Annotated in this window: 24 protein-coding genes, 1 other RNA gene and 2 pseudogenes; 6 read left to right on the forward strand and 21 right to left on the reverse strand. The window is 37.8% G+C overall.

All coding sequences use genetic code 11. The features are described 5' to 3' along the window. Positions 1-352: 352 nt before the first annotated feature. Positions 353-919 (forward strand): cysteine hydrolase family protein, encoded by a 567-nt coding sequence (locus B4U37_RS10835; protein WP_088018225.1) that lies wholly within the window; start codon positions 353-355, stop codon positions 917-919. 34 nt (positions 920-953) lie between these two features. Here the strand turns inward: B4U37_RS10835 and B4U37_RS10840 are convergent, their stop codons facing one another. From B4U37_RS10840 to B4U37_RS10850, 4 genes and pseudogenes are all read right to left on the reverse strand, one after another. Beyond that, entirely contained in the window at positions 954-1,430 is a 477-nt protein-coding gene (locus B4U37_RS10840) for a nucleoside deaminase (RefSeq protein WP_425329176.1), read from the reverse strand. A gap of 501 nt (positions 1,431-1,931) precedes the next feature. After that, positions 1,932-2,546, reverse strand: a complete 615-nt coding sequence (locus tag B4U37_RS10845) for an LAGLIDADG family homing endonuclease (RefSeq protein WP_245840077.1) — start codon at positions 2,544-2,546, stop codon at positions 1,932-1,934. Then, positions 2,518-2,865 (reverse strand): LAGLIDADG family homing endonuclease, encoded by a 348-nt coding sequence (locus B4U37_RS22360; RefSeq protein WP_245840078.1) that lies wholly within the window; start codon positions 2,863-2,865, stop codon positions 2,518-2,520. Before B4U37_RS22360 ends, B4U37_RS10845 begins: the two co-directional genes overlap by 29 nt. Positions 2,866-2,987: 122 nt before the next feature. Further along, positions 2,988-4,201, reverse strand: a pseudogene (locus tag B4U37_RS10850) (MFS transporter). 200 nt (positions 4,202-4,401) lie between these two features. Between B4U37_RS10850 and B4U37_RS10855 the strand changes: the two are divergent. Further along, entirely contained in the window at positions 4,402-4,737 is a 336-nt protein-coding gene (locus B4U37_RS10855) for a winged helix-turn-helix transcriptional regulator (protein WP_010193582.1), read from the forward strand. 80 nt (positions 4,738-4,817) lie between these two features. On the opposite strand, the gene B4U37_RS10860 is transcribed toward B4U37_RS10855, so the two are convergent. Next, positions 4,818-5,267: a DUF2512 family protein gene (locus tag B4U37_RS10860; RefSeq protein WP_088018227.1), complete on the reverse strand. Its 450-nt coding sequence runs from the start codon at positions 5,265-5,267 to the stop codon at positions 4,818-4,820. 130 nt (positions 5,268-5,397) lie between these two features. On the opposite strand from B4U37_RS10860, the gene B4U37_RS10865 reads away from it, so the two are divergent. Further along, complete coding sequence (locus B4U37_RS10865; protein ID WP_088018228.1) at positions 5,398-5,994, forward strand: cupin domain-containing protein; 597 nt, start codon at positions 5,398-5,400, stop codon at positions 5,992-5,994. 32 nt (positions 5,995-6,026) lie between these two features. On the opposite strand, the gene B4U37_RS10870 is transcribed toward B4U37_RS10865, so the two are convergent. Then, positions 6,027-7,631, reverse strand: a complete 1,605-nt coding sequence (locus tag B4U37_RS10870) for an ABC transporter permease (protein WP_088018229.1) — start codon at positions 7,629-7,631, stop codon at positions 6,027-6,029. Further along, on the reverse strand, positions 7,631-8,545 hold the full coding sequence (locus tag B4U37_RS10875) for an ABC transporter ATP-binding protein (RefSeq protein WP_088018230.1): 915 nt from the start codon (positions 8,543-8,545) through the stop codon (positions 7,631-7,633). The genes B4U37_RS10870 and B4U37_RS10875 overlap by 1 nt, the downstream gene beginning before the upstream one ends. A gap of 172 nt (positions 8,546-8,717) precedes the next feature. Between B4U37_RS10875 and B4U37_RS10880 the strand changes: the two genes are divergently transcribed. Beyond that, complete coding sequence (locus tag B4U37_RS10880) at positions 8,718-9,302, forward strand: TetR/AcrR family transcriptional regulator (protein ID WP_198317110.1); 585 nt, start codon at positions 8,718-8,720, stop codon at positions 9,300-9,302. A 39-nt stretch (positions 9,303-9,341) separates the two neighbouring features. Here B4U37_RS10880 and clpP read toward each other — a convergent pair whose 3' ends face one another. Then, on the reverse strand, positions 9,342-9,923 hold the full coding sequence (clpP, locus tag B4U37_RS10885; RefSeq protein ID WP_088018232.1) for an ATP-dependent Clp endopeptidase proteolytic subunit ClpP: 582 nt from the start codon (positions 9,921-9,923) through the stop codon (positions 9,342-9,344). Positions 9,924-9,940: 17 nt separating this feature from the next. Continuing rightward, positions 9,941-10,621 (reverse strand): sigma factor-like helix-turn-helix DNA-binding protein, encoded by a 681-nt coding sequence (locus B4U37_RS10890; protein WP_088018233.1) that lies wholly within the window; start codon positions 10,619-10,621, stop codon positions 9,941-9,943. Positions 10,622-10,820: 199 nt separating this feature from the next. Between B4U37_RS10890 and B4U37_RS10895 the strand changes: the two genes are divergently transcribed. Then, positions 10,821-11,144, forward strand: coding sequence for a hypothetical protein (locus B4U37_RS10895; RefSeq protein WP_088018234.1), 324 nt, complete (start codon positions 10,821-10,823; stop codon positions 11,142-11,144). A 58-nt stretch (positions 11,145-11,202) separates the two neighbouring features. On the opposite strand, the pseudogene fumC reads toward B4U37_RS10895, so the two are convergent. Together fumC and trhO are read right to left on the reverse strand one after the other, a co-directional pair. Further along, positions 11,203-12,569: pseudogene (fumC, locus tag B4U37_RS10900) on the reverse strand (class II fumarate hydratase). A 143-nt stretch (positions 12,570-12,712) separates the two neighbouring features. Further along, on the reverse strand, positions 12,713-13,672 hold the full coding sequence (gene trhO, locus B4U37_RS10905) for an oxygen-dependent tRNA uridine(34) hydroxylase TrhO (protein ID WP_148966544.1): 960 nt from the start codon (positions 13,670-13,672) through the stop codon (positions 12,713-12,715). 277 nt (positions 13,673-13,949) lie between these two features. Between trhO and B4U37_RS10910 the strand changes: the two genes are divergently transcribed. After that, complete coding sequence (locus B4U37_RS10910) at positions 13,950-15,305, forward strand: glucoamylase family protein (RefSeq protein WP_088018235.1); 1,356 nt, start codon at positions 13,950-13,952, stop codon at positions 15,303-15,305. 49 nt (positions 15,306-15,354) lie between these two features. Here B4U37_RS10910 and B4U37_RS10915 read toward each other — a convergent pair whose 3' ends face one another. The 10 genes from B4U37_RS10915 to B4U37_RS10960 all read right to left on the reverse strand — a co-directional run bounded on the left by B4U37_RS10915 (position 15,355) and on the right by B4U37_RS10960 (position 24,206). Continuing rightward, entirely contained in the window at positions 15,355-16,401 is a 1,047-nt protein-coding gene (locus tag B4U37_RS10915) for an ATP synthase beta subunit C-terminal domain-containing protein (protein WP_088018236.1), read from the reverse strand. 277 nt (positions 16,402-16,678) lie between these two features. After that, on the reverse strand, positions 16,679-18,073 hold the full coding sequence (locus B4U37_RS10920) for an L-cystine transporter (RefSeq protein ID WP_088018237.1): 1,395 nt from the start codon (positions 18,071-18,073) through the stop codon (positions 16,679-16,681). Between the two features lie 190 nt (positions 18,074-18,263). After that, positions 18,264-18,533 carry a DUF1292 domain-containing protein gene (locus B4U37_RS10925; RefSeq protein WP_010193616.1) on the reverse strand — a complete coding sequence of 90 codons (270 nt, stop codon included), beginning with the start codon at positions 18,531-18,533 and terminating at the stop codon, positions 18,264-18,266. Positions 18,534-18,720: 187 nt separating this feature from the next. Then, positions 18,721-18,909: non-coding RNA, 6S RNA (gene ssrS / locus B4U37_RS10930), on the reverse strand. A 44-nt stretch (positions 18,910-18,953) separates the two neighbouring features. Further along, complete coding sequence (locus B4U37_RS10935) at positions 18,954-19,244, reverse strand: DUF6509 family protein (RefSeq protein WP_088018238.1); 291 nt, start codon at positions 19,242-19,244, stop codon at positions 18,954-18,956. A 16-nt stretch (positions 19,245-19,260) separates the two neighbouring features. Continuing rightward, positions 19,261-20,487: a DEAD/DEAH box helicase gene (locus tag B4U37_RS10940; RefSeq protein ID WP_088018239.1), complete on the reverse strand. Its 1,227-nt coding sequence runs from the start codon at positions 20,485-20,487 to the stop codon at positions 19,261-19,263. Between the two features lie 127 nt (positions 20,488-20,614). Then, positions 20,615-21,214 (reverse strand): response regulator transcription factor, encoded by a 600-nt coding sequence (locus B4U37_RS10945; protein ID WP_088018240.1) that lies wholly within the window; start codon positions 21,212-21,214, stop codon positions 20,615-20,617. Then, positions 21,211-22,347 carry a sensor histidine kinase gene (locus B4U37_RS10950; protein ID WP_088018241.1) on the reverse strand — a complete coding sequence of 379 codons (1,137 nt, stop codon included), beginning with the start codon at positions 22,345-22,347 and terminating at the stop codon, positions 21,211-21,213. Before B4U37_RS10950 ends, B4U37_RS10945 begins: the two co-directional genes overlap by 4 nt. 173 nt (positions 22,348-22,520) lie before the next feature. Further along, the gene (locus B4U37_RS10955; RefSeq protein WP_425444104.1) at positions 22,521-23,027 is read right to left on the reverse strand and encodes a site-2 protease family protein; all 507 of its coding nucleotides are present in this window, start codon (positions 23,025-23,027) and stop codon (positions 22,521-22,523) included. Positions 23,028-23,174: 147 nt separating this feature from the next. Further along, on the reverse strand, positions 23,175-24,206 hold the full coding sequence (locus B4U37_RS10960; protein ID WP_157663770.1) for a tetratricopeptide repeat protein: 1,032 nt from the start codon (positions 24,204-24,206) through the stop codon (positions 23,175-23,177). Positions 24,207-24,434: the final 228 nt, after the last annotated feature.

A 24,434-nucleotide genomic window follows, 5' to 3' on the forward strand; every position in this document is an offset into this window, starting at 1 on the left:
AAAAACGAAATTATGTTTACTAGAATAATATTATGTAAACTAAAAAGTGTAATAAATCTACAAATTGTAGAACGTTTAGCAAAAGAGGTAGAAGTTCGCTTGGGAAATGTAGTAGTAGGTCCGGGAAATGTAGAAGGTCGCAGTTTTATGGTAGAAAGTCACAACTTAAAGGTAGAACTGTTCAAAAATGACCAGACTCGCCAAAAAAAATGTTTCTGAAACAGAAGAGACTGGAATACCTGATATAATGTTGGTAAATAATGCTCCAAGAAAAACTAAATCCAAGCCTTTATGCAAGCATATCTATTATGTAGGTCTAATAATATAGTGAAGGAAAGAGAGGGGATGTATCATGAAACCAGTATTGCTAGTTGTAGATGTTCAAAAAGGTTTTGACGATCCAGCATGGGGGCAACGCAACAACCCAGATGCAGAAGATAGAATGCTAGAACTTATGAAGACTTGGAGACAAAAAGATTTCCCTATTATTCACGTTCAACACGTTTCTCAAGACCCAAATTCAAAACTTCATCCTAGCAACCCTGGATTTGCTTTAAAGCCGGGGTTTGAACCGATGGAAGACGAATATTTTATCCGAAAAAATGTGAACAGTTGTTTTATCGGAACACAATTAGACAGTTATCTAAAGAAAAATGGCTATCAAACCCTGTTTGTTATTGGATTAACCTCCAATCATTGCGTATCGACTACAGTAAGAATGGCTGGAAATCTCGGGTACAGAACGTACGTTTGTAGCGACGCAACTGCAGCATATGAGGCTGTATCCTTTGACGGTTTAAAGCTATCAGCAGAAGATGTACATCGCCACGCCTTATCTGCATTACATAAAGAATTTGCGGAGGTTACTACATCAAAAGAAATAGTGAAATTGATTCAACAGCAAACAATAAAGAATTAATAAAAACAACGCCATAGCAAATTGGCGTTGTTTTTTAATAATGAGTCCGATCAACTTTTTTACTCCAGTTCATGAAAGGTTGCAAAGAGTTGACCAATGGGAGTTGAATAAAAGGGAGGGTTCGATTTGCAGGATCCAGTTGAACTTCACGGTAGATAAATTCATCATCAAAATGAATGGAGGCAGCGTCTTTGCGATCTGCAGCAAAATAAACGGTGGGAATCCGTGCCCAATAAATAGCACCAAGACACATCGGACACGGTTCACAACTGCTATAAAGTATACAATCTCTAAGCTCAAAGGTTTGTAAACTATGACAAGCCTTCCGTATGGCCATCACTTCAGCATGTGCTGTTGGATCGTGACTACTGGTCACTCTGTTGACACCTTCGGCAATAATTTGATTATTTCTTGAAATAACAGCACCAAAGGGACCGCCATTTTCTTGAACATTTTGAAGAGCCAAGTCAATGGCCCGGTGAAGAAAGAATTCATGCAAGTGCTTTTCCAAAGAAACACCTCCACAGAAAGGGGTTTCTAACATCTTATTGCAATATCTCAAAGTTAATACGCTTCAGGAATAATTACTTAAAATATAAATGGGGGACAAAAGAGGGACGAGTTCAAATGAATGATTGCGGTAATAATATTATGTAAACTTCAATAACAAAAAAGATAGCTGCAGTTTAAGACTAAATGGTTACATAGAAGCAATGGGTTAAATATAGTATAATTTAATCTTTATCAGCCAGAACCACATAGTTGGATTTGAGATTCATGAACTATTATTAATTATAAAAAATTTATTGGAAATAATACGAAATTAAATTTAAAATTAGTTAAACTGTGGCACTTATTGATTTCAATTGATTCCGTCTCACTATCATAAGTTTACTTTGTTTTTGATACAAATTAATGTTTTTTTGATGACTTCCCATAATAAGTGTTATGTCTACCCTGAAAAATAAATAAAGTTAGAGGAGAATCTTAATACTCCTCTTCTCTAAAATATTTATACATTTGTTTTATAATGAATACTAGCAAACCGAGCATCAGTCTTTATCCAGTTTTCCAACTGGTCAATAGTAATATTTGCATGTATACGTGCTTTTTCTATGGAATTGTGAAAGTCTAACTCTTTAAGGAATACTCTTTGCTTAGTCGGTTTTCTTGGAGCTTTATTTATTAACTGTTCAGCTGGTAACTTTTCTTTATTGTAAATATCAAATTTTCTTTTTAGATATAATTTCTTATCATTGTATATCCAGTCGCCAAACTGTTTTATGGTCTTTTTGCCGCTTATGTAAATCCTGAAGTGATTATCTTTGCTTTTAATTATTGGGTCGAATCCTTTGTCGTCGAGTATATCTCTAAAATCTAAAATAAAGGAATATGAAGCTCCAACAAAGTTTATCATATTTCCTTTTTTATATATACTACCATCCCCATCAAAATAACCTCTTACAAAATGATGCATATATACTTTTGGTACATAAGGGAATTCGACGGTTTTAGATTTGTTTGGTGTTAAGCCATGGATATTCATCAGGTCATCTTTAATAATTTTGCTGTTTATATTAAGGAAATGTACACCATTTTTATATTCCCCAATTAGATTCCATTTCATGCCGTATTTGATCAAGAATCTCAAACTCTTTTTGAGCAATACTTACTGTTTGTGCTTCTCCACTTACAACTCCATCAGCTAAGAAAAATCCCAATATATATGCCATGTTTGGTGACCAGCACTTGAAAAAATCCTCATTTATTTGATACTTCCTTTTCCAATGCCCCCTTGGTCGCAGTTCCACATTATTTTTCTTAAGAATTTGTGTAATTCTTCGACTTGATACATTACCCACAATTGCAATCTCAGTGGTACTCATACCATCATTATACATTTTAATAATTTCCGGGAGGTCTAAGGTGATTTTTCTACTTGGCATCTGTTTCATATATTCCCCTTCCTCTCCTGTAGATCTAATTACCTATATTTATATTATACGAACATTTGTTCTGTAGTACAAATAATAGCACTTCCCCACATAAAAAAAGAAAAAACCGCCCATCAATGAGCAGTTTTCCCTTCCATTTTCATTAATTTAACCGTCAACCCAACAGCCCCTAACACCATCACTCCCCCAATCCACGGAGTGTGGATTAGACCTATGGAATCCACAATAATTCCACCTAACAACGATCCAATGGCGATTCCTACGTTAAATGCTGCGATATTGAGCGCAGAAGCGACGTTCACTGCAGAAGGTACATATTTTTCTGCGAGATTCACAACCAATACCTGCAGTCCAGGTACATTCATAAACGCAAACATCCCCATTAAAAAGATCACGATCAACCCAACAACTTTAAATGGTGCTGCAAAAGTCAATACCACTAAAATGAAGGCTTGCATCATAAACATCCACATAAGAGCCCTCAAAGGGTTTCTATCCGATGCTTTACCACCAATTACATTCCCTACAGCAACTGCTATTCCGTAAACAAGTAATATACCACTCACCCATTTTGCGCTAAACCCTGTGATATCCACTAAAGTGGTGTCAAGTAAGTGAAAGCAACGAAGGTTCCACCATACCCTAAGGCGGTTATGGCAAAAGCCATCAGCAGTTTAGTATTCTTCAACACATCCAGTTGCTCACGTAACGATGATGGAGGTGCCTCTTTTAGATCACGTGGAATGAGAAACCAACTTGCTACGGCCCCAATCACTCCCAACAAAGCAACACCCCAAAAAGTCGCTCTCCAGCCAAACATTTGTCCAATAAAGGTCCCGAGTGGTACACCTGTTACTGTCGCCACTGTCAGACCTGTAAACATTAATGCAATGGCACTGGCTCTCTTGTCAGCAGGAACAAGATCGGCAGCAATTGTTGCCCCTATTGAAAAGAAAATTCCGTGTGAAAAGGCAGTGATAAACCGCGCTACCAATAGTAATTCATAACTGTTGGATAACGCTGCTACGGTATTACCAATAATAAATACAACCATTAGTGAAATTAATAACGTCTTCCGATTCATTTTATTTGTTAGTGCCGTTAATACAGGTGCGCCAACGGCAACACCCATCGCATAACCTGAGATTAATAATCCGGCCATTGTGATAGAGATATTCAAATCATTTGATATTGTTGACAACAAGCCAACTGGAACGAATTCTGTCGTGCCTATCCCAAAAGCACTAATTGCTAAGGCTAATAATGCGAACGTACTATTTCTTCTGTTCGTCTTAGAATGATTTATAGAAACTGTTTGTGAACTCATAATAAATGCCTCCTTCATAGAATGCGGATTACCTTTAGGCGCCATTAGGTAACCTTTCGAGTTCTTATTATGGAGGCAGATGATTTAAAATGTAAGTACGCACTTTAAAGTGAGGTAGGCACCTTGAAGTACCCTATTTACCTTTAAGGCCATGGTGGTATAATGATTGAAATAAATACCTTATAAAGAACGGATCTTTTATTAAGCAATACAATATTCCGGTGGAAGCTGCATTGGAAGTGATCGGTGGCAAGTGGAAAGTAGTCATCTTATGTCACCTAATAAAAAGTAAAAGACGGACAAGCGAACTTAAAAGACTAATGCCCACTATTACGCAAAAGATGCTCACACAACAACTTAGAGAACTGGAGTCTGATGGTGTTGTTAATCGCATTATTTATAATCAGGTTCCTCCTAAAGTGGAGTATGAATTAACCGAATACGGCTGGTCGCTGAAGCCTGCATTAGATATGCTTTGCGCATGGGGTGAACATCATATAGAGAAGACCTCACCAAATAACGAACTAGTAAATTAACCCCCTTTCTACATGAAAGAGGGTTTTTCGTTCTCCCTATGTGTAAAAACCAAAACAAAAACCCAACACAATTATTCGGTTTAGTCCTCTCTTTTCTTCTTTTCATGAACACTTAATTCTTCTGAGAACTCTGTTTGTAGTTCCATTCGTTGAGCTTCCCTTTTCGATTTCTTTCTCGGATGATCCGGGAAAACACTTTTGACAAGGTACAGATGGAAAAACACTTCGAAAACAGTGATGGTAAATGCTGCAATTGCAGATGGTAACAAGAATCCGCCACTTAGATTGGTCAGAATATATACCATAAAAGCGATAACGGCAAAGTTAAATACAAAGTCAAATACAGCAGCAAATGTATAATTTGTTCGCGGCAACACCATATCATCCACTACAAAATACGAAAAAGTAATTAGGAGAACGGTTGTCAAAAGGATATCTAGGAAAGAGATTTCAGCAAACTGATTCAAGAAAAAGGATAGGATTAGAAAACTGACGATGAACTTTATCAATAGTGGCATAAAATGTTTCATGTTTTTCACTCCTTTTCATTTGTATAGTGCTCGTTGAAAAGGTGTTTTATACAGAAGTACTTGCACAGAAACTGTAGCAGGGAATACTTTGGGCTATATAACCAATATAACCAAAGAAAGGATGACACCTATGTCAAAAGAGATGGATTATACGTCCCCCTCTATACAATTTTTTTATGATGTCAATAAGAGTAATGCTTATACTAAGGATAATCAGAATTATATAAACGTTTTAGGTGTTAAACAGCTAAACACCTTGTCAGGAACATCATTATTGGACATATTTTTGGATGCCAATAACGTCATTGAACCTCACTATCATCAAAATGCTACCGAACTTGTGTATTGTATAAAAGGATCTGCTGATATTTCCTTGTTCAATCCTTTTACAAAACAACTTCTAACATATACTGTAACGCCGGGGCAGGTGGTCAATATCCCACAAGGCTGGTGGCATTATGAAATTGCAAGAGAAAACAAAACCCATTTACTTGCTATTTTCAATGCGCCCACTCCGGATGTTATATTAGGATCTGACTTATTGGCATTTACACCTGCCAATGTTATGGCCCATACTTATTGCTTGGATGAGAAGAAATGGAAAGAGACTGTGAAGCCAGTCCATCCTTCAACTTTTATTGGCCCCCCTCAATCTTGTGAACGTAAATATCAACAGATTCAAACTTATTACCCGCGTTTACAATATCCATATTATTACTATTATTAAAAAAAGTCCCCGGTAAAAAGGGACTTTTTTTGTTATCCTGCAATATCACGATTGCGGAATCCTATAAATCCAAATATCATCAAAACAATGGCAATCAGCGATAGAAAAGTCAGGGAAAAATAACTGATTTCTTCCACTGGTATTTGCGGAATGTGTCCATATGGAGATAAATTTGCCATCCATTCAGGTAACTTGAGCATGCCACCAAGATAAACAACAAAAAACGAATAGCCCAGTACAAGCCAAGTAAGGCCTGTCAGTTTAGGTTTTAATCCAATTGTGGCAACCCCAATTCCAGTCATGATCCATAAAGCGGGCAAATAGACAAGACCTGCCTTTAAAAACGACTGTAATGATATAGGATCGTCCATGACTGAATCTGCTGCCACCCACAATCCTAAAATAGCCAAGGTAAGCATAATAAAGCCAAAGATGAGAGACAACAGCATGTAACTTCCCAGTAGCTTATATCTTGACACGCTTTTCGATAGAATCGGCTCCAGTTGCCCCCTTTTCTCCTCTCCTTTTAGTTTTAGAAGAAACATGATGGGTGGAATTGTACAAAGCATAGATATTATAGCCATTAGCATGGTCATAAACTGTTCGGTTAACGTGTATCCTTCGACTGGTGGTAACATTTCAGCCATCATTTCATTACTTGAAAAGAAAGACTCCAGATCCCCAAGCACTGAACCATACGACACACCTAAGATAAACATTCCGATCGCCCAAGCGATGATTCCTGTCCGTTGGAGCCTGAATGCTAACCCGAAAGGACTATTCAAAAAACGAGATGCATGTCTTTTACCTGGCTTTGTTGAAATGAATCCAGACCCAAGATCACGTAGCGCATTTAAGTACAGTGCAGTCAGTGCAATGAAAACGGAACTAACGAGTGTAAGAAAAATCGGCCACCAATAGTTGTTCACATAAACCTCCGACCCCAATATCCAACCAAGTGGGGACACCCACGACAAAGCTTCATTACTTACATCCCCTACCGCGCGAATTAAGTATGATAATGCTAGGAGTGTAAAAGACAAACCAATAGTTCCCCGTGAATTGGAGGAAAGCTGTGCAAAAAGAAGGGTAATGCCCGTGAAAAATATCCCTGTTGAGCCTAGTGCGGCACCGTACAGAATGGAACCATATAAATCGATACTTTCAATTCCCAATGAAAATAAACTAACGGCAATCATAAGGCTCAATAATACATTTGTAGCTATCATCACGACTAGTGTTGCAGTAACAGTACTTAAACGACCAACAGGCAAAGAGCGTATTAACTCCACACGTCCTTCCTCCTCATCATTTCTTGTATGACGAGTGACGAGCATGATACTCATAATAGCAACCACAATGGCTGTAAATAATAGCATTTGATGCGCCATCATCGGACCTTCTGTATAGTTCTCCAACCCATATCCCTTGCCGAGCATAGCCGTCATGGCAGGATTTTTCATCGTTTCAGCTATTGCTTGCCTTTCCTGTTCATTTGCATACAAACCAGCAAATGAAGTGGCCGTTAATAAAGTCATTAATGTAATGGATATTAGCCAAATTGGAATACGAATTTTATCCCTCTTCAAAATGAAAAATATAAGGCTACCAGTATTACTAAAACGTTGCTTCCACATTAGGCTTCCCCTCCCGATCCCGTTTTGGAAGGGCCTCCGCCTTCATAATGTCGCATAAACAGCTCCTCTAAGGTAGGAGGAGAGCTCTCTAATTTTGTAATACCAAACCCGCTTACATGCTTCATGACTGCTGTGAGTTCTTCAGCGTCTACTTGAAAAGATAATGCATCGTCCTTCTGTTCCACCTCATGTACTCCTTTTAAAGAACCAATATCAAGTACAGGCTGTGTAGTTTCGACAAGGAGGTTCGTTCTTGTTAAGTGTCTCAACTCTTGTAACGTCCCTGTTTCAATGATTTTTCCTTGTCGAATAATTCCGACACGGTCACAAAGCTTTTCCACCTCTGAAAGGATATGACTTGAGAGAAGTACACTCTTTCCTGCAGTCTTAGCCTCTAATACACATTCCTGAAAGACCATCTCCATTAACGGATCAAGCCCAGACGTAGGTTCATCTAATATATAGAGATCCGCATTTGAAGCAAATGCTGCAACCAACGCTACTTTTTGACGATTTCCTTTAGAATACGTTCTGCATTTTTTTGACGGATCCAGTTTAAATCTTTCAATTAGCTCTTCTCTCTTTCCAGTGTTGCTCCCTCCACGAAGTTTCATGAAAAGATCAATTACTTCTCCCCCAGTTAGATTTGGCCATAAAGTCACATCACCAGGTACATAGGCAATGCGTTTGTGAATCTCTACTGCATCTTTCCAGGCATCTTGGCCAAATATCTTTGCTTCCCCTTCTGTTGCCTTCAGAATTCCCAATAATATACGTATGGTAGTGGATTTCCCCGCTCCATTTGGTCCTATAAAGCCATATACCTCGCCGCTGTTAACATTTAGATTTACCCCGTCCAACGCAGTGAATTTACCAAATGTTTTACATAAATTTTTTGTCTCTAATATGGTCATGAAAGACCCTCCCTTAATCTACATGATAAATCATACAGAAAAGCAAAATATGAAATATTTTAACTTACATAGTTCATAATATACATAAAATTATCCTTTGACAAGAGTTTATGAACTATTTTATTTGTTTTATTACATATTTTTGATTAATATATAGGAGAGGTGAAATATGATGGACGGTTTTCAACGACGGAGAGAACAAAAGAAACAAGATATCCTAGAGGCAGCTTTGGCACTTTTTATGGAATATGGAGTCCAGAAAGTATCCATATCCGAAATAGCGCAAAAAGCCAATGTTTCGCAAGTAACAATCTATAATTACTTTGAAAGCAAACAAAAATTAACAAGCGGTGTGTTTGGTTACTATATAAAAAAAACTTCTGACGATTTTGAAAAACTCATTCATAGTAATATTCCGTTCCCAGAGAAAATCAAACAAATTATTTTCAATAAAAAAGAAATCTCTAAGCAGATTCATGAAGAATTTTATCATTTTATGATGAAAGAATATGCAACGGAAGGTAATATCATCGAGAAAATCTATGTGGAAAAGGCACTTCCCTATTTTGCGAAGCTTTTTGAAGAAGGAAAGGAACAAGGATATGTTAATCCAAACCTTTCCCAGGAGGCAATTCTTTTCTATGTACAGATGCTGAAAGATTATATGCAAAGAGAAGAAGTATATCAGAAAGTGCTTCCGTTAACAGAAGACATTACGAATATCTTTTTTTACGGCATTATCGGTAAAAAAGAGTAAAAAACAGGCTCCCTCTAGTGAGGTGCCTGTTTTTTTGTTTTATCCCTTTTTAATTACCTCATCGATAATTCCGTATTCCTTTGCTTCACCTGCAGTCATAAAATTATCTCTGTCTGTATCCCGCTCAATCTTTTCAATTGGCTGTCCAGTATAATCAGCAATCATTTTATGAAGGTCAGCCTTTAACTTCAGGATTCTACGAGCTGATATTTCAATTTCCGTTGCTTGACCTCTTGCACCACCGAGCGGCTGATGAATCATAATTTCACTGTTAGGTAATGCCAACCTCTTCCCTTTCGCTCCAGCCATTAGGAGCATTGCTCCAAAAGAAGCTGCCATTCCAATGCAGATTGTTCGAACGTCTGGTTTGATATAGTGCATCGTATCAAGGATAGCAAAACCAGCGGTAGTAGATCCGCCTGGGCTATTAATATAGATGGATATGTCCTTTTCCGGGTCATCGGCGGCTAAAAATAGTAATTGGGCAACGACGCTATTTGCGATCTGATCATTGATTTCTTCCCCAATCATGATGATACGGTCTTTCAGTAAGCGCGAGTAAATATCATAAGAACGCTCTCCCCTACTTGATTGTTCAATAACATAAGGTATCGTATTCATGTTCATATCCTCCTTTATTAGGCAACACAGTTAAATGCATTGATAGGAGTGTGAGTAGGTAGTGAGTACGTCGTGACATTATCATGGAAGATAGCCGGAAGGGCATCAATGAGCACTCCTGGATCTTCTTCCTGCAGACTTTCCTGAAATAAGTGTGGCAATAATTCCTTTTCCTCTTCGCTCCAAAGGCTTTCTATAAGGTCAGAATTGGGTGCCTCTTTTTTGTTTATTCTTTTTCTAGTACGGTGCAAAGCTGCTTTTACCGCTCCTTCTGTTGTTCCTAACATGCTGGCAATTTCAGTTGATTGAAAGTCAAATGCTTCTGTAAGGAAAAAGATTACTGCCTGTTTTGGCGTAGTATGTGTAAGAAGTGTATCTGTAATGATGAGGGCTTTTTCCATATGATGCTGATACACCTCTTCTTTAAGAACATCCTGCAATATTTCCTTTTGTCGTCTACGAACAATATCAATCCACTTGTTGTAAGCAACTTTTTTAAGCAGACCTTGGCTAATGACAGCAGGATGAGAGTAATGCTGAATTGTCTTGGCCATCGTTTCCTGTGCGAGATCATTTCCATCCCATTCGTTTTTTGTGAGAAAGAGGCAATATCGAAGCAATTTATGGTAATGGTCCTGCAGGTACTCTTCCCCGGAAAAATCAGTCTCAACTAACATTCTATTCTTAGCATTTTTCACTGAGCAACACTCCTTTACTCCACTCTATTATCTAAACGTTTCATTAGCCCCTTAAGATACGGGGTACTGTAAATTATTTTTTGAAGTATGTATATGTAAACATACTGTAAAGAAAAATACCCCCACAAACTCGATCGTTTTCATTAATATTATATATACAATACATAACCAAATATCAGTATGTTCATGGGAGGAAACTATGCAAACATATGTAAAGGATTCTTTATTGGAATGGAAAGAAGAAATGTTAAAGCAGAAGAAGGAAATTGATGATGAATATGAAAAAGTGAAGTCTGATCTTCAATTATATTCAATTAAGTTCAGTATTACGAAACAAGTGATACAATCTACGATTAATGATGAAATCATCGACAACATTAAAGAATCTTATCACAAACCATATGAAGAAAAATTCAATGAACTTAAACAATACATAAAAGAGCTGGATGAAAAAAGAAAAGTGTTTCAAATGTTTGTAGATAAAATAGACAAAGTCAGTGAAACAGAGATGCTGGAGAAATAGGTTGGATTGGGCTGTTGGGAACTCCCGTGTAATTGGTATTCCCGACAGCCCTCCTTCTTTATTGTGGATGTACCATTTTACTTGGATCAACGAAAGCATCAAATTCTTCTTCTGTAAGTAGTTCCAATTTGAGAGCGGCTTCTTTTAATGTCGTCCCCTCTTTGTGTGCAAGCTTAGCAATGGATGCAGCTTTTTCATATCCAATGTGTGGATTTAGGGAAGTTACTAACATCAAAGAGTTTTGAAGGTTTAAGGCTATTTTTTCAAGATTAGGTTCCATCCCGTTTACACATTTGTCGTTAAAGCTGTTCATACTGTCTGTCAAAAGTGTAACCGATTGTAGGAAATTGTAGATAATGACCGGCTTGAACACATTAAGTTCAAAATTCCCCTGACTTGCAGCAACTCCAATAGTCACATCATTACCCATAACCTGCGTTGCCACCATCGTTAAGGCTTCACTTTGGGTTGGATTGACTTTCCCGGGCATGATAGAACTGCCAGGTTCATTTTCAGGAATGGCTATTTCTCCAATCCCGCTTCTTGGACCACTGGCAAGCCATCTTACATCATTAGCGATTTTCATTAAATCGGCAGCTAGCGCTTTAATCGCTCCATGTACATACACAACCTGATCATGACTTGTTAGTGCATGGAATTTATTCTTTGCAGAGATGAAATTTTTCCCTGTCAGCTTTGTGATTTCTTCCGCCACCATCTTCCCAAAGTCAGGATGCGCATTTATCCCTGTCCCTACTGCCGTTCCCCCTATAGCTAATTCTTTCATATAGGGAACGCTTTCTATAATCATTTTCTCCGCTTTTTCAAGCATATGATGCCATCCACTGATTTCTTGGCCAAAAGTAAGTGGGTTCTTCCTATTTTAATGACATCTTTGAATTCCTCTGACTTCTGAAGCAAGATCTCTTTTAGTCTCGTTAGAGCTGGGAGAAGTTTTTCCTCGACTGCTAACACGCCAGCAATATGCAGGGCAGTCGGAAATGTGTCATTGGAGCTTTGGGACATATTCACATCGTCATTTGGATGTATCCGCTCCTCTTCTCCGCTCTCCGATAAAAGTTGGTTGGCCCTATTGGCTATCACTTCGTTTACATTCATATTGGATTGAGTCCCGCTACCTGTTTGCCACACAACAAGTGGAAAGTGATCATCCCATTTACCGGTCATTATCTCCTCAGCAGCCGCTGTGATTGCTTGTGCTTTTTCAGTAGAGAGTTTGGTCAATTTATTATTACTTATGGCCGCTGCTTTTTTTAATAGAGCAAATGCGTGGATGATCTCTATTGGCATTTTCTCCGCACCAATCGCGAAATTTTCGATGCTTCTTTGTGTTTGGGCACCCCACAGTTTATTCTTTGGAACTTTTATTTCTCCCATCGTATCTTTCTCAATTCTGTAATCCATGTATGTAAACTCTCCTTTCTTCTCATTACTTACTATTTACCTTTATAGTTAAAAGGAAAACGTAGTCTTTTCAGATAAGTATTTCTTTTTGTCTATAAAAATAACCTGTTCCTCGTATGAGAAACAGGTTAACTGATAATTCGTTAGTTTGTAACTTCTTCTTTAATTGCATCCATTCTTTTGCTTACTTCTTCTTCAGTTAATCCGTGCTCAATGATATAGCGGTTTCTTGGGTCTACACGGCATTCATGGGAGCAACTGCGCAAGTATTTGTGTTCGTTTTCCTCAGAGCTCAATATTTTTTTATTGCACTCAGGGTTTGCACAGTTTACATAGCGCTCGCAAGGTTCACCTGAAAAGTGGTCCTTACCTACTACTACATGTTCTTTTTGATTGATTGGAACACTGATGCGCTCGTCAAATACATAGCATTGTCCATCCCATAGTTCACCTTGCACTTCAGGGTCTTTCCCGTACGTGACAATTCCTCCATCCAGCTGGGAAACATCCTCAAAACCTTCTTCAAGCAGCCATCCAGAGAACTTTTCACAACGTACTCCGCCAGTACAATACGTCAGAATCTTTTTGCCTTCAAAATTCTTTTTGTTTTCTTTGATCCATTGAGGAAGCTCTTTGAACGTATTAATATCCGGTTTCACTGCACCTCGGAAATGCCCAAGCTCGTACTCATAATCATTACGAGCATCGATAACAACTGTATCTTCGCTTTGTAATGCTTCCAACCATTCTTTTGGTTTTAAATGCTTTCCTGTAGTTTTGCGTGGATCAATATCATTTTCCAAACGTAATGTCACCAATTCTGGACGATAACGAACCTTCATTTTAGGGAATGCATGTTCAGTTACTTCATCTACTTTATAAATGATATCTGAGAACAAAGGATGTGCATTCATATGCTCGATATAAGCATCTGTTTGCTCAATCGTACCTGAAACGGTACCGTTAATCCCTTCTTTTGCAATTAATATTCGGCCTTTCAATCCTAGCTCTTTACAGAATTCCAGGTGTTCTTGAGTAACCTCTTCAGGATTCTCAATATCTACATATTTATAATACAATAATACTCTATAGTCTTGACTCATCATTATCACCAATACCTTTATTAAATTTATCTATTTACATAGTTGACATAATTGTTTCTTTATATAAGAAGTTACAACATATTACTATATCAAAAATAGTGGGACTGTGACAAGCTTTTATTACTCTAACAAGTAGCTGCCCGACCTCTTCATTTGTTTTTGGTGAAAATGTATTGATTAACTTGAAGACAAAGGGTATATTTTACACAAATGAAGGCGTTTTCAGTCTATTTTTCGAAACGTTTCACTAAAATTGGTTAAAAGGAGTTGTTAGTATTTGAAAAAGTTGCTTGGGTTACTTTTAATTAGCGTTCTGGTTGTTGCTTCTGTTCTTTATTTTACAAGCACTCCAGAAAGGACTACTGTTCAACCGAGTAATGAAATGGAGAAAGAGCTATTGGAAACTGCAGAAAAAACGTTTCGATTCTTTGAAGATTATACAGATCTTGAAACAGGTCTTACCATGGATCGTGTTGATTTTGAGCAGGATGAAAACAAAGCCGAGCACACCTCCCCAACTAATATTGCCATGTATATGTTAGGGATGGTATCTGGTGTGGAACTTGGTTTTATTTCCAAAAAAGAAGCAGAACAAAAACTTGAAAAAACCTTGCGCTCACTTAAAGAAATGGAAACTTGGAACGGACTTTATTACAATTGGTATTTCACTAAGAATGGGACGCAAAAAACAGATTGGGGACAGTTTATCTCAAGTGTTGATAATGGTTGGTTGACAGCAGGATTAATTGTCACGGGGCAGTATTTTGAAGGTTTGAAAGAATTAACAGATCCTCTCGTGGAGCAAATGGATTATTCCACTCTTTATGACCCTTCAGTTGGTCATCTGTACGGAGGTTACGATAAGGAACAAGAAAGCCTCACCCCTCACCATTACGGGATGTTATATACCGAGCCCAGAGTGGCAAGTTACCTTGCTATTGGTAAAGGAGATGTACCTGAGGAACATTGGTGGAAGTTGTACCGAACTTTTCCGCCAGAGTTTGACTGGCAATCTCAAACACCCACTGGAGCTATGAAGGATTACGACGGCATAAATGTTTTTCAAGGAATCTATGAATATGAAGGAATCAAATATGTACCAAGTTGGGGAGGTAGTATGTTTGAAGCGCTGATGCCAAGCCTTGTCATGAAGGAAAATGAACTCGGTGTGGATGCTTTAGGATTGAATAATCTGCAGCATGTAAAAGGTCAAATCCGTTATGCAGAGATTAATGAGTTAGATGCTTGGGGATTCTCCCCTGCAGCAATTCGAAATAATTATGGAGAGTTTGGAGCGCCTGTATTAGGTACAGAAGGTTATGAGGATATAGCAACAGTAACACCGCATGCTAGCTTCCTTGCTTTAGAGCATGCTCCTGAAAAAGTCTATGAAAATCTTAAAAAACTGAAAGACATGGGCGTCTATGGAGAAGATTATGGCTATTATGATACGGTGAATCTTCAGAATGGAGAAGTTGCTCATTCTTACTTATCTTTGGACCAAGGAATGATTTTGGCTTCTATCACCAATTTCTTAAAGAAGGGTGTCATCAGGGAGTATTTTCATCAAGATCCAATTGGAGAAAGACCTGAACATCTATTGGAAGTCGAGGATTTTGAGATAAGGGATTAAACATAAAAAGAGCCCCGATCTGAGCGGCTCTTTTTATGTTTCTATCAAGCTATTTTATTGTACCGATATAGGATAAAGAATTCACTTCTGCAGAATCATAGGAACCTTCTAGTATTTTTCTAATATCTTCAAGCATCGTCGGGAGGTCCACATCTTCTCCTTTTTTTCCGGAGAATGGTTCAGCAACAAAGAAAGGTTGGGTTAGATATGCCTCTAATCTTTCCCCTCTCTTATATGTTTGGATTTCAGTTTCAGGGAGTAAATCCATTCCTCTGACTTGAACAAGTGAGCGTAATTCACGGTATCGTCTAAGAAGTTTTTGTGAGCGTTGTTGTATAGTTAAGTGGTGTTGGTCTAGATGAGCACCTTCTAAGACAGATGAAGTGGATTGTAAAGGATTAATAGCTGGATATTTGTGTCTTGCTGCAAGGTCTGCATCGAATTGCCATAACGTTTCTAAAGGACCGTAAGGAAGGTCTTCATCTACTACCTGCCCACTTAAATCAAGTAGGAAAGTTGTAACTGTATTCATTCCTATCTTTTCTAGTTTGTAGTGAAGGTCTTGAATGTTTCCATTCGCTACGTGGCCACGGTCAGCAGTGAAGATTAAATCTTTATTTGGTCCTAGTTCCATGATTTTTTGGTAAGCTTCTTCTATTGTATTAACAGTGAAATCTACATGATCAAGAATCTCCTCAACTTCGGGATGCTCCCCCTTAGGTGAAAGCATAATAGATGTGTACCCATCTCGTTTAAGACGGTAATACAACTCTGCTAAAACGACCAGTTGCCCCATGCCGGGCCTTGCTACGAGACCGTTAGTTCCTCCTTTAGTTAATGGAGCCAATAAATCGATAGCTTTAATTTTTGTTTCGATCATATCGACTTTCTCCCCTCTCAATATCAATTCATCTAAGCTACACTCTGCTAAATCTGCTAAAGCGATAATGGTACGTACTTCTGCTCTTCCTACTGGAATTTTGCCTGTGCACAGATTTGAAACGGTAGCGGGTCTCAAGCCCACAGATTTTGCTGCACTCGTTAGGTTCGGTACTTTTCTCCGCAATAAAGCAACATTCAATCTAACGCTTTCCATTATTTTCACCTCCTGTTACTTTATAGAGTAATTTATATTCCATTAAAAAGCAACACGAGTTTACGCTTAAAAGTAATTATTTTTACAATTGACACTCGTTAGCTTGGATTGTGGCCTTTCAGAGGCTGATTATAACTATTTTTTTAGTTATTGTAACTTTCTCGAAGGTTATTGTGACTTTTATAACGGTCATAGTGACATTTCGATTTTCGTAATAAAATTAAACCAAAAAAGAGAGCAGCACCCAAGCTGCTCTCCCTTCTCATACAAAAACCAATCAAACATCCAACTCCATATCAGTCGATGCTTTACTGTTAAATACAGAAGTATCAAGGTCATTCGTCACCTTGCTCGTAAGCACCCCTGCGGTCATACTGCCGCTTACATTGACCGCTGTACGCCCCATATCAATAAGTGGTTCTACAGAAATCAACAATCCTGCCAGTGCAATTGGTAAGTCCATTGCAGAAAGCACCAGAATGGCTGCAAAGGTTGCACCGCCTCCTACTCCTGCTACCCCAAAAGAACTGATCGCTACAATGACAATCAACATGAATAGGAAGGATGGATCTAACGGATTTATTCCTACGGTTGGTGCAATCATGACTGCAAGCATGGCTGGATAAACACCCGCGCAACCATTTTGACCGATGGATAATCCAAAGGAACCTGCGAAATTGGCAATTCCATCAGACACGCCAAATTCTTTCGTTTGTGTTTTAATGTTTAATGGTAAAGCTCCAGCACTGGTGCGCGAAGTAAAGGCAAACGATAGGACTGGAATTGCTTTACGCACATAGGTCAGTGGATTTAAACCGGCAACAGCTAATAGAATCAAATGGATACCGAAAACAATTGCCAGTGCGACATAAGAAGCAGCTACAAACTGTCCGAGTTTAGCGATAGCACCGTAATCACTTGTTGCGGTAACCCTGGTCATTAAAGCTAGTACCCCATAAGGAGTTAGCCTGAGAATCAATGTCACAACTCTCATGATGATGGTATAGAATGTATCAACTATTTTAGAAAAGGATTCTGCCTGTTCCGGGTTCTTACGTCTGACCCCCAAGTAGGCAATCCCAATAAATGCGGCAAATATAACTACTGCTATGGTAGATGTTGAACGTGCACCTGTGAAATCAAGGAACACATTGGATGGAATGAAGTCCAGCATCTGTTGCGGGAAGGTTTTGGATGCAAGGTCCCCCGCTCGCTGTTCCATCTGCTCTCCTCTTACTGTTTCCGCTTCGCCTTGTTCTATTTCTATCGCTTCCAAATCGAAGACAAGTGTGGTACCGATACCAACGGCTGCTGCCACTGCTGTCGTACCAATCAAAATACCAATAATTAAAGCGCTAATCTTACCGATGTTGCTCTTTAATGTAAGCCTTGTAAAAGCGGCAATGATACTGATGAACACTAACGGCATAACAATCATCTGCAGGAATTTTACATAACCTGAACCTACAATGTTGAACCAGTCGATAGAGCCGCTCAATACTTCTGAACCTGATCCATAAATAAACTGAAGGCCAAGACCAAAAACAATCCCAATTCCTAATGCAGAGAAAACGCGCTTAGAAAAAGAAACGCCTTTCTTTTGCATTGTATAAAGCCCAAAGCAGAGTAAAAGTAATAAAATAATATTAAGTACAATAAACAAAGTATCCATACTATCTCCCCCTTCTTTCTTAATTAAATACTTTAATCCACTAAAACAGCCCTGTCAAGTAGGAATTGGATAGAGAAGAATAACTTTCCAGGAAAAATTATTCTTTGATATAGTGTATTGAGCTTATTCTCATACATGCCCATCAAACAAAAAAAGAGGCTGTCCTTTTTATAGGACAACCTCATTAGTATTATTGTTCTTTGTCTACCATTGCTTCAAATGCTGCAGATACTTCATTGAACTCTTCGTCCGTTTCAATTTCTGATAACTCGCCATCCTCTTCTACTTTCAAGAAGAAAATATCGACGTCGCCAGTCGTTTCTTTTGCAATCTCTTCCACAAAACCTACTGCGACGTATACAGAATCAGCTACGTCCATAGTGCCAAGTACCTCAAGTTCTTGTTCCTGATCATTTTCATCTGTCACAATAAAGATATCTCCTACTTCTATCTTTTCCATTTTTCTATCTCCCTTCTTTAACTAATCACTCTTGTAAGTCTTTTCCTTGTCCTCTTTATTCTATACGCGTAAGGGACCTACTTATCTTAACACACTGCGCTCAGTTATTTATATTAAGAACAAAATCAAATAAAAACGAGCCTCCACCTCTAAAGATGGAAGCTCGTTTTTTAGTGTGTTTTTAAAGGAACAAGCCACAACTGCCGTAACTTAGTATAAGAAAGTTTTAAACCACCACTCCTGAAAGTGGGTGTTCGCAAAAACATTCCTGTCGTCCTCTATCCATGGAGGCATGACATTCCTGCTTTTATATAAAACTCCCTAGCTAAGTATAAAGGTTAAAACTTTGTTATGGTTACGTACATCGTAGCTTGTTTCCCTATAGTACAGGAGAACGAGAAAAAATGCAAATGGTTTTAATTAAAGCACTGCCTTGTAATGTTCACCGCAATATGCCAATACAGCCTGCTCTTCTTCTTCTTCCATTTCGAAATTCAGTGCGTTGTTTGTATTCTCTTCAAAAAATTGGTATTGAGCAATTCTTTGTCCATTATCTTCAACGGCGAATATCACCTTCAAATAAACACCTTGTTCGGTATACAATTCATCTTCTTCCTCTATATCCAAATCCAGAAAAAATTCAAATCTGTCTCCTTCAATAATTCCTGTAGGGTCTTTGAGCTTTTCTGCTTCATGTCCTTTAATATTCATCTGTACAACTTCCTTTCTATCTCTTGAAATTTTTGTTGGTAAAATCTTTTTTTCTGGCCTTTTCTCTTCTCGCTTTCGCTATATTAACATTGCGCTCTTCCTCATAGTCATCGCGGTCAGGAATGCTTATACCTTTGAATACTAATTTTTCTAGGGGCATTTCAATCCCCTTTTCTATCATTTGAAGGAAATCCACATCCCTTGGAGCGAAAAGCGTGTACGCTTCTCCTGATCCGCTTGCACGTCCTGTCCGGCCAGTCCTGTGGATATAGGTCTCTAAGTCCTGAGGTATGTCATAATTATAGACATGTGTCACGCCTTCTACATCTAGTCCACGAGCAGCTACATCTGTTGCAACAAGGTATTGAAGTTTAGCTTCCCGGAACCATTTCATCGCTCGGTTACGCTTAGATTGCGGGATATCACCATGTAATGCTTCACATTCTATTCCCTCATGTTTAAGAACCTCTGTTAGCTTCTGCACCCTCGCCTTTGTTCTGCAGAAAATGATGGCCAAATAGGGATTATGTTCTTTAATGAGGTGAAGCATGGTCCCTTCTTTACGACGATCCGTCGTTTCCACGGCATAATGGTTGATGGAAGCTACTGTCACTTGCTTCTCAGCTATCTGAATATGTTTTGGTTGTTTCATATATTTCTTCGCTAATGCATGAATTTCATTTGGAATTGTTGCAGAAAACAGCATCGTCTGGCGTGAAGAAAAAGTTTCTGCTGTAATGGTATGAATATCAGGTAGAAAACCCATCAATAGCATTTGATCAGCTTCATCAATGACGAGCATGGAGATGGTGGAAAGATCAATGGTTCCTCTTCTCACATGATCTAGCAAGCGTCCAGGTGTTGCCACGATTACATGCTGTGCTCCCTTTAGCTTTTTTAGCTGGGAGTTAACATCCTGTCCCCCATATACTGCAAGAACCTGTAAATCATCTATATTTTCTTTTAGCTTTTTTATCTCTTTTGTAATTTGATGGGCAAGCTCCCTTGTCGGTGTAAGTATCAATGCTTGAGTTTCTGGGTTATTAACGTCCACCTTTTCCAAGATAGGAAGGACAAAAGCCAATGTTTTACCTGTGCCGGTTTGGGCCTGTGCAATAACATCATGCCCCTCAAGTACTGTGGGAATAGTTTGTTCCTGTATTGGGGTAGGGGTATTGATCCCCATGGATTTTAAGGAATGATTTACTCCTTTTCGAATCCCTAACTTTAAAAAATCAGTCACTCTTATCACGTCTCTTTTCTATATATAGCCTTAAAATAGCTCCAATAACTATATCATATAATAAAGTAGAGCATAAACAAAAACCGATCAGAACGCTGAGATCGGCTTTTTATCATTCTATCCAATTTTACTTAAACCAACCTTTTTCCTTGGATTGAGTAATCGCTTCAATTCTGTTTTTCACTTCAAGTTTATCCAGTATGTTAGAAATATAATTTCTAACAGTACCTGATTTTATGCTTAACTCATCTGCAATTTCCTGCGTATTTTTGCCGTCAGCCACAAGCTCCAGAACCGCTTTTTCCCTCTCAGTGAGCGGATTTTCTTCTCCGTAGAAGTCATCCATTAATTCCGGGGCATAAACGCGTCTTCCCGACATGATGCTTCGAATGGAGTTGGCCAGATCTTCACTTGGACTGTCTTTAAGTAAGTAACCGGTAACTCCCGCTTTCAAGGCTCTCTGGAAATACCCTGTTCTTGCAAATGTGGTCAATATGATGATTTTGCACCCAAGGCCCTTTAACTCTTCAGCTGCTTCCAAACCAGTTTTCTCTGGCATCTCAATATCCATAATACAAACATCTGGCTTATATTTGTGAAATAAAGCTACAGCCTCTTCCCCGTTTCCAGCCATTCCGACCACTTCCATATCATCTTCCAAATCTAGTAATGAACCTAAGGCGCCTAACATCATGCGTTGGTCCTCTGCTATTACTATCCGTATCATGCTTTCTCCTCCTGTTCCCTCTGATTGACCATTTTGGGCACCTTGATTCGGATGGTTGTTCCCTGTTCCCCGCTAATCTCCATCTGGCCATTTACAAATTCCAGTCTTTCTCTAATGCCGAGCAGTCCGCTGCCTTTACCTATATCATCCTGCTCTGTCATTCCAACCCCGTTGTCACGAATGGTCAGTCTGATTTCATCTCCCAGCTGCTCCATCGTAACCGTACATTTTGATGCTTTACTATGTTTAACTACATTCGTAACCGCTTCTTTCAAGCACATACTCAATATGTTCTCTAAGAACAATGAATTGTCCTTTAAAGGTAAATCATGCTCCAATTTTAGGTCTATCTGTGCAGCATCAAGTATTTGTTTTATCCTTACAAATTCCTCTTTTAATCGTATTCCCCTCATTTGAGACACCATTTGTCTCACTTCATTCAAGGCGGTCCGGGCTGTTTGTTGAACATCCTTTAGCTCCGATTTTGCCTGGTCAGGATTCTTAGTCATTACTTTCCTAGCAAGATCGCTCTTCAAGCCGATTAACGAAAGTTTTTGTCCAAGTGTATCATGCAGATCTCTTGCAATCCGTTGTCTTTCTTCTTGAATGATAAGCTCAGAAATTCTTTTATTAGCAACATCCAACTGTTCTTCTAGCTGATCTTGTTTTCGCTTATTGTAAAGATTAAATGGTAGTAAAATCACTGCAATCCAAATGATAACGACAAACGGGATTTGTTTTAAGAATAATTCGTCCCTCATGACGACATTTATGTTGATTGCTACTGTAGTTGCAATCAAATGAATGATATATAGCACAGTAAAGGCTATTTTATTTTTAATTTTTCCATTGTAATAAGCTATATAGAAAGCAAAGTAAATGAAATGAAACAAGATTGTCATGGTAATGGAAATTCCTATCAGTAAACAAGTCCATAGGTAGACAGGCCACTTATAAGAGATGAATGCAAATCTATAAGCAATAAAAAATAGAATCGTTAAACATATCCCAACTATTATTTCGGGGGTGGATGATGATTGAAAAATAAAATAAAACGGAAGGATGCTGAATACGCTCCAGATATATGGTGATATTCCAGAACCTTTTTGAAACATTAAATATCTCTTTTTCATAGTTGAAACCTCATTTATCCTTTACATGTCTTGTATCTTTATTATACCAAAGTTAATAGGAAAGTTCTGTAAATTGATATTTTTAAACATTTAAATCCATTTTACTCTTTAAATGATACTACTCATAGTCATACGTGTCATAAGCTTGTTATGACAAATGTCATATATTTATATTAATTAGACGGGTTTTTACTGAACTTTCTATTCGTTAATATATTTAAGGCGGCCATCCCATCACTAGGGCAGCCATTCAGGTGATTAATTGGAAATAAAGAAAAGAACAAAAAATAAAATGAAAAATAAGTAAACTGATAGAAGAAGATACTTGGCTCCAATACTTCGTTTAATATTAATGTATTTAAGATGAATATGGACAAAATGTTAAAAATTGATCCTCCTAAATAGACTAAAATCTTATCAAGTTTAGAAGCTTTTTTGCTTATGGAAATATATTCGCACCAACCATCATAAAAATATAACTTCCTGATTCGTATCGAGCCAATCTTGAAAAGGACATTGCCGGTTCCAATATGGACAATAACTTTACCGCCAAATAGCTTTGCAAAGAAATAATGCCCTAACTCATGAATAATTGTCACAATAGGTAAGACTAGAAAAAAAGAGAAGAAAAATTTCCACAAATCATTTATTCCGAACAATGTAAACACTACCTTTCCCAATGGTGTAAAGAATTAAATAGTGCTTACATACCCTAAATTCAACATTCAAACATGATTTGATGAAAGAAAATAAAACTAAGCCAAATTACCCATTTATCATAGCGAAGCCCACACCAATATTCTTGGTGTGGGCTTTAAGGATTGCTCTTAGTAAGAGGTTTTTGATTTTATATTTTGCAAACAGCTGTCGAAAAACTCACTTGCTAACTTGTATTGTTGGTTTTCATAATAGTATTTAGCCAACATTTCCATATACTTAATGCTGTATCGTTCATTCCCGGCATTTTTAAAATAGGGTATTACCTGTTGTAAAATATACGGCTCTAATTCTGTATCTTTATTTAATAGATAGATATGTGCGGTAAAGTGAAGAATATATTCTGTTAAATCAATTCTTTTGGCCAATCTTAACCCTTGTTCCGCCCATTCCTTTGAAAATTCTGTTTGTTGTAAAAAGTAATATTCTTCAACAAGTCCTAGGATGGAAAAAACACTTCTTTCTTCTTCTCTTTTTCGTTTTAATGATTCTAAATAATAATAGATCGCTTCCTCTGATTGCTTTAAATAGGACTTAATGCATCCAAGATTGTGAAGTGCCATCGATTCCAGATAAGAATCTCCAATGCTTTCCCCAATGTTTTTTGCAGAAAGATAATGTTTTTCTGCAAAGTCCTGGCGTTTGGAATGATTATAGTTGATACCTAAAATAATATGACATTCAGCTGAACGTTTATTGTTATAGAGACTTTGATAGAGGGAAAGAGCCTTTTCGGCATAAAAGATAGATTCAAACGTGTCACAAGTTTTGATTTTCGTCAATGAGACTTGATAATACAGTTCTGCTTTATCATCTTCAGAAATATAAGGTAGTTTTTCAGCCAATGATAGGGCGTTATCAAGTGCTAAGGTGGATTGTAAAAAATTATTGGTTCGATAATGATAGATTCCTAATGTTTTATGGTGTATGTACTCAACAGAGGGATTTATGCTAGTAGGTAAACTTCTAATTTGATTAAATATTGGCTCATATAGCTTTCTATCATTATTTAAGATAAAGTACTTAAGCTTCACCACGAGATAAAGTAAGTTTATGCTGGGATCAGATAAGACATGATTAATATTAAACTCATCATTTAAATATAGAAACTTTTCCCTTGCAGCCTTTTTATCCTGTAGCACAGTAAAATCATAAATTTTATATAATAGCTCCTCCACTGGTGTATGGAATTTTAAATTCCCTTGACTCTTTAGATTGTCTACGTGTCCATTTGATAATTCGAAGGTGCCTACGATTCCTTGATCTAGATTATAATTTAGAGAGAATGTGTCCCTAGAAAGCCTATTACTATGATTAATTAAATTCCTCATTGAATACACCCTTTGTGTGAATTATAAGAATATTTTACC

It is taken from the genome of Sutcliffiella horikoshii (assembly GCF_002157855.1).
GTDB lineage: Bacteria > Bacillota > Bacilli > Bacillales > Bacillaceae_I > Sutcliffiella_A > Sutcliffiella_A horikoshii_C.

What these genes read in the sequence shown, in the direction of transcription:
- B4U37_RS10945 (WP_088018240.1), bottom strand. Translation starts at nt 21,214, where the DNA reads ATGATACGGATAGTAATAGCAGAGGACCAACGCATGATGTTAGGCGCC.
- B4U37_RS10845 (WP_245840077.1), bottom strand. Translation starts at nt 2,546, where the DNA reads ATGAAATGGAATCTAATTGGGGAATATAAAAATGGTGTACATTTCCTT.
- B4U37_RS10895 (WP_088018234.1), top strand. Translation starts at nt 10,821, where the DNA reads ATGCAAACATATGTAAAGGATTCTTTATTGGAATGGAAAGAAGAAATG.
- B4U37_RS10880 (WP_198317110.1), top strand. Translation starts at nt 8,718, where the DNA reads ATGGACGGTTTTCAACGACGGAGAGAACAAAAGAAACAAGATATCCTA.
- B4U37_RS10950 (WP_088018241.1), bottom strand. Translation starts at nt 22,347, where the DNA reads ATGAAAAAGAGATATTTAATGTTTCAAAAAGGTTCTGGAATATCACCA.
- B4U37_RS22360 (WP_245840078.1), bottom strand. Translation starts at nt 2,865, where the DNA reads ATGCCAAGTAGAAAAATCACCTTAGACCTCCCGGAAATTATTAAAATG.
- B4U37_RS10865 (WP_088018228.1), top strand. Translation starts at nt 5,398, where the DNA reads ATGTCAAAAGAGATGGATTATACGTCCCCCTCTATACAATTTTTTTAT.
- B4U37_RS10835 (WP_088018225.1), top strand. Translation starts at nt 353, where the DNA reads ATGAAACCAGTATTGCTAGTTGTAGATGTTCAAAAAGGTTTTGACGAT.
- B4U37_RS10915 (WP_088018236.1), bottom strand. Translation starts at nt 16,401, where the DNA reads ATGGAAAGCGTTAGATTGAATGTTGCTTTATTGCGGAGAAAAGTACCG.
- trhO (WP_148966544.1), bottom strand. Translation starts at nt 13,672, where the DNA reads ATGAGTCAAGACTATAGAGTATTATTGTATTATAAATATGTAGATATT.
- B4U37_RS10925 (WP_010193616.1), bottom strand. Translation starts at nt 18,533, where the DNA reads ATGGAAAAGATAGAAGTAGGAGATATCTTTATTGTGACAGATGAAAAT.
- B4U37_RS10875 (WP_088018230.1), bottom strand. Translation starts at nt 8,545, where the DNA reads ATGACCATATTAGAGACAAAAAATTTATGTAAAACATTTGGTAAATTC.
- B4U37_RS10860 (WP_088018227.1), bottom strand. Translation starts at nt 5,267, where the DNA reads ATGAAACATTTTATGCCACTATTGATAAAGTTCATCGTCAGTTTTCTA.
- B4U37_RS10920 (WP_088018237.1), bottom strand. Translation starts at nt 18,073, where the DNA reads ATGGATACTTTGTTTATTGTACTTAATATTATTTTATTACTTTTACTC.
- B4U37_RS10935 (WP_088018238.1), bottom strand. Translation starts at nt 19,244, where the DNA reads ATGAATATTAAAGGACATGAAGCAGAAAAGCTCAAAGACCCTACAGGA.
- B4U37_RS10870 (WP_088018229.1), bottom strand. Translation starts at nt 7,631, where the DNA reads ATGTGGAAGCAACGTTTTAGTAATACTGGTAGCCTTATATTTTTCATT.
- clpP (WP_088018232.1), bottom strand. Translation starts at nt 9,923, where the DNA reads ATGAATACGATACCTTATGTTATTGAACAATCAAGTAGGGGAGAGCGT.